This is a genomic window from Actinoplanes sp. NPDC051343 (assembly GCF_044455125.1).
In the GTDB taxonomy this organism is placed as follows: Bacteria; Actinomycetota; Actinomycetes; order Mycobacteriales; family Micromonosporaceae; genus Actinoplanes.
The window spans coordinates 64,217-71,089 of sequence record NZ_JBITEL010000025.1 but is presented as its reverse complement, the minus strand read 5'-3'; the positions used below and the strand labels follow the sequence as shown (position 1 = coordinate 71,089).

6 protein-coding genes are annotated in these 6,873 nt (G+C 69.9%); 3 read left to right on the top strand and 3 right to left on the bottom strand.

The features are described 5' to 3' along the window. The first annotated feature begins 922 nt into the window (after window positions 1-922). Genes ACIA5C_RS46435 through ACIA5C_RS46425 form a run of 3 tightly spaced genes read left to right on the top strand, consistent with a single transcriptional unit; the run spans window position 923 to window position 4,868 of the window. The gene (locus ACIA5C_RS46435; RefSeq protein ID WP_396067352.1) at window positions 923-1,702 is read left to right on the top strand and encodes an enoyl-CoA hydratase/isomerase family protein; all 780 of its coding nucleotides are present in this window, start codon (window positions 923-925) and stop codon (window positions 1,700-1,702) included. A gap of 45 nt (window positions 1,703-1,747) precedes the next feature. Continuing rightward, window positions 1,748-3,220: a glycosyltransferase family 39 protein gene (locus ACIA5C_RS46430; RefSeq protein ID WP_396067350.1), complete on the top strand. Its 1,473-nt coding sequence runs from the start codon at window positions 1,748-1,750 to the stop codon at window positions 3,218-3,220. A 16-nt stretch (window positions 3,221-3,236) separates the two neighbouring features. Then, complete coding sequence (locus ACIA5C_RS46425; protein ID WP_396067348.1) at window positions 3,237-4,868, top strand: amidohydrolase; 1,632 nt, start codon at window positions 3,237-3,239, stop codon at window positions 4,866-4,868. Here the strand turns inward: ACIA5C_RS46425 and ACIA5C_RS46420 are convergent. The 3 genes from ACIA5C_RS46420 to ACIA5C_RS46410 are packed head-to-tail and all read right to left on the bottom strand — an operon-like array spanning window position 4,855 to window position 6,859. Next, a complete protein-coding gene (locus ACIA5C_RS46420) occupies window positions 4,855-5,082 on the bottom strand; it encodes a hypothetical protein (protein ID WP_396067346.1) in 228 nt (75 codons plus the stop codon). The two genes, ACIA5C_RS46425 and ACIA5C_RS46420, sit on opposite strands and share 14 nt — an antisense overlap. Before the next feature lie 34 nt (window positions 5,083-5,116). Next, window positions 5,117-5,374, bottom strand: coding sequence for a hypothetical protein (locus ACIA5C_RS46415; RefSeq protein ID WP_396067343.1), 258 nt, complete (start codon window positions 5,372-5,374; stop codon window positions 5,117-5,119). Window positions 5,375-5,434: 60 nt separating this feature from the next. Beyond that, entirely contained in the window at window positions 5,435-6,859 is a 1,425-nt protein-coding gene (locus ACIA5C_RS46410) for an MFS transporter (RefSeq protein WP_396067341.1), read from the bottom strand. Window positions 6,860-6,873 lie beyond the last annotated feature (14 nt).

Here is a 6,873-nt window from a genome sequence, read left to right as displayed (position 1 = left end):
CAAGCACCCTGTTGAGTTCTCAAAGAACAACCACACACCGCAGAACAGACCGCCATCTCAGCGTTCCGGCCCCCGGGGCACTCGTTCAACTTTACCTTCGCTATTTCCTGTCGTCAAATCCGGGATCCGACCCGAATTTGCCGACACAGAACAATTGCGAAGGCACCACGGAACACTACACGGCGCTAAGCCGTGCTCATTTCGTGGGTTCCTCCAGGACGGCCGCCGCGGGCCCGAGGGGCCCCGCTCGCTCGCCCGTCTCCCTGGCGGCTCGGAAAACATTACAACGCTTCTCCGCGACCGCCAAATCGGCCCTCACCCCTCCGGGAACGCGTCCGAACGCTGACTCCGTGTGGACAACGCCCCGAAACCGTCAGACCCGTGTGCTTGGCTCCCCCCACCCATTGAGGGCGGGGGACGGAACGCCAGTACGGGCGGACGGCAGCGCACGGACGACAACAGCGCAGGGACAACAGCAGCGCAGAGACGGAACGCCAGTACGGGCGGACGGCAGCGCACGGACGACAGCAGCGCAGCGACAACCGCAGCGCGGGGACGGAACGCCAGTACGGGCGGACGCCATTGCTGGCCGGACCGGAACGCCAACGCAAAGCCGCACGCCAGCACGGCCGCACGCCAGCACGGCCGCACGCCAGCGCCTGGTCGGACACCAGCGCGGAGTCGGACACAAGCGCACGGTCGGACGCAAGCGCACGGTCGGACACAAGCGCACGGTCGGACACAAGCGCACGGTCGGACACAAGCGCACGGTCGGACACCAGGGCGGAGTCGCACACCAGGTCGGAGGACGGAACCCGGGGCGGGGAACGGAACCCAGTGCGACCGGGACACCCAGCACGGCCGGCCGCGGGCGGGGAATGCTGGAACCTGAACGGGCGCGTGGCGGGACGGGAGAATCGCTATGGATGACGCTGAAGGCTTCGTGCAGGTGGCTCAGCACGGGCGCGTCGCGGAGATCCGGCTGGCTCGGGTGGGCGCTCGCAACGCGCTCTCGACCAGGATGGCCGAGCGGCTGGTGGACGCGGCCCGGCAGGTCAGTGCTGGCGACGCTCGGGCCGTGGTGCTGAGTTCGGCGGTTGCGGGGGCGTTCTGTGTGGGTGCCGACCTCAAGGAGCGGAACGGGCTCAGCGACCGCGAGTTTCTGGCTCAACGGCACGTGTTCCGGCGGGCGTTCGGCGCGGTGCGGGAGCTTCCGATTCCGGTGGTCGCCGCGGTGCACGGGTTTGCGCTCGGGGGTGGCTACGAGCTGGCGCTCTGTTGCGACCTGATCGTGGCCGACCGGACCGCGGTGGTCGGGCTGCCCGAGGTGACGCGCGGGATCGTGCCGGGCGGCGGGGGTACGCAGCTGCTGCCCCGGCGGGTGGGACCGGGTGTTGCGGCCGATCTCATCCTGACCGGGCGGCATGTGCAGGCCGGGGAGGCGGCGCGGCTGGGGCTTGTCGATCGGCTGGTCGAGGCGGGGGACGACGGGCGGGTGGCTCGGGAGGTTGCGGAGCAGATCGCCGGGAACTCGCCGGTTGCAGTGCGTAACGCCCGGAACGCGGTTCGGCGGGCGCTCGACGTGGATCTCGCGGCGGGTCTGGACGTTGAGGACGCCGCCTGGCGGGCGGCGGTCTTCTCCGATGACCGCCGGGAGGGCGTACGCGCGTTCGTCGAGCGCCGGGCGCCCCGCTGGCCGTGAGCGACGGGGCCGCGGCGGGAACGGATCTTGCTCTATTTTGAACGCATGACCACCCGCCCCCCGTTTGCCCGGCGACCCGTAACTGTCATTGCGGGCCTGGTCACTGTGCTGCTGCTGGCCACCTCGAACGGGTACGGCTACCACCGCGACGAGATGTATTTCCGGATACTCGGGCGGCACCTGCAGTGGGGTTATGTCGATCAGCCGCCGCTGACGCCGTTGCTCAACCGGCTGAGCATTCTCGTGTTCGGAGACTCGCTGTGGGCGATCCGGGTGCCGTTCGCGCTGATGATCGGCGTGTTCGGGGTGCTGATGGCGCTGCTCGCGCGGGAGGTGGGCGGCGGGCGGACGGCGCAGATGCTGGCGGCGGCCGGGGCGACGGGCACCTTCGCGCTGGTCGGCGGGCACGTCGAGACCACTGCGACTGGTGATCTGCTGGTCTGGGTCGGGGTGCTGATCTTCATCGCGCGGGCGCTGCTGCACGACCGGCCCCGCGCGTGGGTCGCCGCCGGGGTGGTGACCGGTGTCGGGCTGTACAACAAGAACCTGGTGGTGCTGCTGCTGGTGAGCCTGGTGGCCGGGCTGCTGATCGTCGGGCCGCGACGGGTGCTTCTGACCCGGTGGCCGTGGCTCGGGGCGGGGCTGGCCGTGCTGATCGGCCTGCCCAACTTGCTCTACCAGGTGCTCAACGACTTCCCGCAGGCTCACATGGCATCCGCGATCGCCGAGACCAAGGGGCCGGACGACCGGGTGCAGCTGGTGCCGTTCCAGCTGATCCTGCTCGGGGTGGTGTTCGTGCCGGTGTGGGTGGCCGGGATCGTCAGGCTGCTGAGGAACCGCGAGCTGCGGCCCATCCGGGCATTCGCCGTGGCGTACCCGATCCTGCTCGTCCTGGTGTTCATCTCCGCGGGGCAGCCCTATTACACGTTCGGGCTGGTCGCCGGGCTGTTCGCGATCGGCGCGGTCGCCACCGAGCGGTGGCTGGCCGGCAACCGGACGAGACGGAACCTCTTGATCGCCGCGGTCGTCGTCAACACGCCCGTGTCGGCGATGTTCGCGCTGCCGCTGCTGCCCGCCGACCGGGCCGGCTTTATCGCCACCGCCAACTCGACCGTCGCCGACCAGATCGGCTGGCCCGACTACGTCGAGCAGGTCAAGGGTGTCTACGACAGCCTCTCCCCCGCCGACCGGCAGCGGGCGGTGCTGTTCACCGGCAACTACGGCGAGGCGGGTGCGCTCGACCGGTACGGCAAGCCGCTCGGGCTGCCCGCGGTGTACAGCGGGCACAACGAGTTGTGGAACTACGGGCCCCCGCCGGACGCCAAGACCGTGGCCATCGTCGTCTCCGAGGCGGAACCGGCCCAGGTGCAGGCGCGGTTCGGTCCGTGCGAGGCCCGCGCCCGGCTGCGCAACCGCGCCGGCATCGAGAACGAGGAGTCGGGCGCCTCGGTCTACGTCTGCCGCCAGATGCCCCGCTCGTGGCAGGATCTGTGGCCCGAGCTGCAGCATTACGACTGAGGGTCGAGGCGCGACGATGGCTACGGCGTACGCGGAGAAGCTCTTCACCAGCGGCCCGGTTTTCACCGCCGGCCGGACCACCGGGGCGCAGGTGGCCGTCCGCGACGGCCGCGTCGTGGCCGTCGGGCCGGACCTGGCCGGCCTGGCCGGGCCCGCCACCGAGCGCATCGATCTGGCCGGGCGGCTGCTGATCCCGGGGTTCCAGGACGCGCACATCCACGCGGTCATGGCCGGGGTCGAACTCGGGCAGTGCGACCTGACCGGAACCGTCGACCGGGATGAATACCGGCGACGGATCAGGGCCTATGCCGATGCGCATCCGGAAGCGGAGTGGATCACCGGCGGCGGGTGGTCGATGGAGAGCTTCGAGAACGGCGTGCCGGACCGCCGCATTCTCGACGAACTGGTGCCGGATCGGCCGGTCTATCTGATGAATCGGGACCATCACGCGGGCTGGGCCAACAGCCGCGCGCTGGAATGGGCGGGCATCACCGCGGAAACCTCCGATCCGGCCGACGGACGCATCGACCGGGATGCCCGCGGCGAGCCGGTCGGCGGGCTGCAGGAGGGCGCGATGAGCCTGGTCGCGGCCGTCGTTCCGCCGATCACAGCGGCCGTACGGCTGAGCGGGCTGATGCGGGCGCAGGAACTCCTGCATTCGCTGGGCATCACGGCCTGGCAGGACGCGATGCTGTGTGCGACGAACGGTTATGCGGACGTCTCCGACGCGTACCTCGAAATGGCGCGCACCGGCGCGCTCACCGCGACCGTCGTCGGGGCCCTGTGGTGGGATCGCGACCGGGGCGCGGAGCAGATTCCCGAATTGGTGGCGAAGCGCGACGCGATGACGATCGGGCGGCTGCGCTGCGATTCGGTGAAGCTGATGCTGGACGGGATCGCCGAGAACTTCACGGCGGCGATGACCGCGCCCTATCGGGATTCGTGCGGGCATGCGACCGGCAATGCCGGGCTGTCGTTCATCGATCCGGACAGGCTGCCGGAATATGTGGCCGCGCTCGACCGGCTGGGTTTCCAGCCGCATTTCCACGCGCTCGGGGATCGCGCGGTGCGGGACGGGCTGAACGCGGTCGAGCGGGCGCGGCGGGAGAACGGCGTCCGGGATACCCGGCCGCATCTGGCGCATCTCCAAGTGGTGCATCCGGACGATGTGCCGCGCTTTGCCGCGCTGGGCGCGGTGGCCAACATCCAGGCGCTGTGGGCGACGCACGAGCCGCAGATGGACGACCTGACATTGCCGTTCCTGGATCCCGAACTGGGCCGGCGGCAATATCCGTTCGGCGATCTGCACCGGGCGGGAGCGCGGCTGGCGGCGGGCAGCGACTGGCCGGTGAGCAGCCCCGATCCGATCCAAGGCATGCATGTGGCGGTCAACCGGGTGCTACGGGGTACCGGTCGCGAGCCGTTCCTTCCCGAGCAGCGGCTGTCGCTGGAGGTGGCGCTCGAGGCGTACACGGCCGGGTCGGCGTTCGTGAATCACCTCGACGACACCGGGTGCATCGAGCCGGGATTCCGGGCCGATCTCGCCGTGCTCGACCGCGATCCCTTCGCCGGTCCCCCGGAGGAAATCGGAGAGGCGCGGGTCGATATGACATTGGTCGACGGAAAGGCCGTCTTCACCAGAGAATGAAGGCCCGGCCGTCGAGCAGATCGGCGGCGCGCAGGCCCGGGTCGAAGGCGTTCAGCTGGGCGACGCCGGCCGGACTGCGCTCCCGGACGCCCGTCAGCCGGGCCGCGTCGAGGCCGCGACCGGGACCGGCCAGCTCGTCCCGGACCGCGGCCGGCGCAGCGGCGGGGGGTCGGATGAACGCGGGCCGGCCTGGGTTGCTGACGGAAGTGCGCAACCCGGGCCGGCCCGTGACCACCGAGGAGGGTGGGTCAGGAGGCGGCGCTGTAGACGATCGCGCCGAGGATCATGCCGATGATGGCGCCCGCGGCGCCGGCGCCGGCGGCGTACCAGCCGAGGGGCTTGTCGCCCTGCGTTGCGGCGATCACGCCGAGGACGATGGCTATCAGGCCGAACAGGAGCGGGACGAGAAAGAGCGCGATGACCGCGAAGGCGAACGCCAGGATGGTGCAGATGCGGGCGGCGTTCCCCGCACGGGAGGGAGCGGGGTTCGTGGCGGGATCGACCATTTTGACTTCCTCCAAATCAGGCGTGGCTGCGCCTTACCCAGTTGCCATATAGACCAACCGTCAAGTGGCCGACGGGGATGCGGCGGTCAACGGGGTCGCCAGGTCTTCGAGACTCTGGCGTTCGGCGCGTACGCCCAGGACCAGCTCGACGAGGCCCGCGAGGATCATCAGAATGGCACCGATGACGAACGCGACCACGGTGTCGCCGACCTTGCCGGTGCCGACCAGGTGGGCGAAGAGCAGCGGGCCGGTGATGCCGCCGGCCGCGGTGCCGATCGCGTAGAAGAAGGCGATGGCCAGCGCCCGGGTCTCCATCGGGAAGATCTCGGAGACGGTCAGGTACGCCGAACTGGCCCCGGCCGAGGCGAAGAACAGCACCACGCACCAGCAGACTGTCATGGTGACCGCGTTGAGCGCGCCGGCGTGGAACAGCCACGCGGTGACCAGCAGGAGCACGCCCGAACCGACGTAGGTCGAAGTGATCATGATCTTGCGGCCCAGGGAGTCGAAGAGATGGGCGAGCAGGAGGGGTCCGGCCAGGTTGCCGACCGCGATGACCGCGAAGTAGTAGCCGGTGCTGCCGGACGGGACCTGGAAGAAGGTCTGGAGGATCTGGGCGTACCCGAAGGTGATGGCGTTGTAGAGGAACGCCTGGCCGATGAAGAGCGCGAGGCCCAGGCCGGCCCGCTTCGGGTAGTTGCGGATCAGGGTGCCGGCGATCTGGCCGAAGCCGATCTGCTTGCGCTGGTGGATCTCGATGTACTTCTCGGCCGGCTCCAGGCCCTCGCCGACCTCGTCCTCCACACCGTTGACGAGCGCCTCGGCCTCGTCGCCGCGCCCGTGGATGAACAGCCAGCGCGGCGACTCCGGCACGTGCCGCCGGACCAGCAGGATCACCAGGCCGAGGACGACGCCGAGCCCGAACGCGAGCCGCCAGCCCCACGACACCGGCAGCTGGGTGAGGATCGGTACGGTCAGCAGCGCCCCGAACGCGGCGCCCGCCCAGTACGTCCCGTTGATCACGATGTCGATGCGGCCGCGGTGCCGGGCCGGGATCAGCTCGTCGATGGCCGAGTTGATGGCCGCGTACTCGCCGCCGATGCCGGCGCCGGTGACGAACCGGAACAGGAAGAACCACCAGGCGTGGAACGACAGCGCGGTCATCGCGGTGCCGACCAGGTAGACGCCGAGGGTCAGCATGAACAGTTTCTTGCGGCCGAACCGGTCGGTCAGCCAGCCGAAGAACAGGGCGCCGACGCACGCGCCGAGCACGTACGTTGCGGCGCCGAATCCGGTGATCTGGGACTGGGTGATCGGCAGCCCGCTGCCCTTCTCGGCCAGCCGGCCGGAGAGGTTGCCGACGATGGTGACCTCGAGGCCGTCGAGGATCCAGACGGTGCCCAGCCCGATGACGATCATCCAATGCCAGCGGGACCAGGGCAAACGGTCCAGCCGGGCAGGAACGTTGGTGCGTACGGCTTCCATGTGACGATGGCTAC

What these genes read in the sequence shown, in the direction of transcription:
- ACIA5C_RS46435 (WP_396067352.1), top strand. Translation starts at nt 923, where the DNA reads ATGGATGACGCTGAAGGCTTCGTGCAGGTGGCTCAGCACGGGCGCGTC.
- ACIA5C_RS46430 (WP_396067350.1), top strand. Translation starts at nt 1,748, where the DNA reads ATGACCACCCGCCCCCCGTTTGCCCGGCGACCCGTAACTGTCATTGCG.
- ACIA5C_RS46425 (WP_396067348.1), top strand. Translation starts at nt 3,237, where the DNA reads ATGGCTACGGCGTACGCGGAGAAGCTCTTCACCAGCGGCCCGGTTTTC.
- ACIA5C_RS46415 (WP_396067343.1), bottom strand. Translation starts at nt 5,374, where the DNA reads ATGGTCGATCCCGCCACGAACCCCGCTCCCTCCCGTGCGGGGAACGCC.
- ACIA5C_RS46410 (WP_396067341.1), bottom strand. Translation starts at nt 6,859, where the DNA reads ATGGAAGCCGTACGCACCAACGTTCCTGCCCGGCTGGACCGTTTGCCC.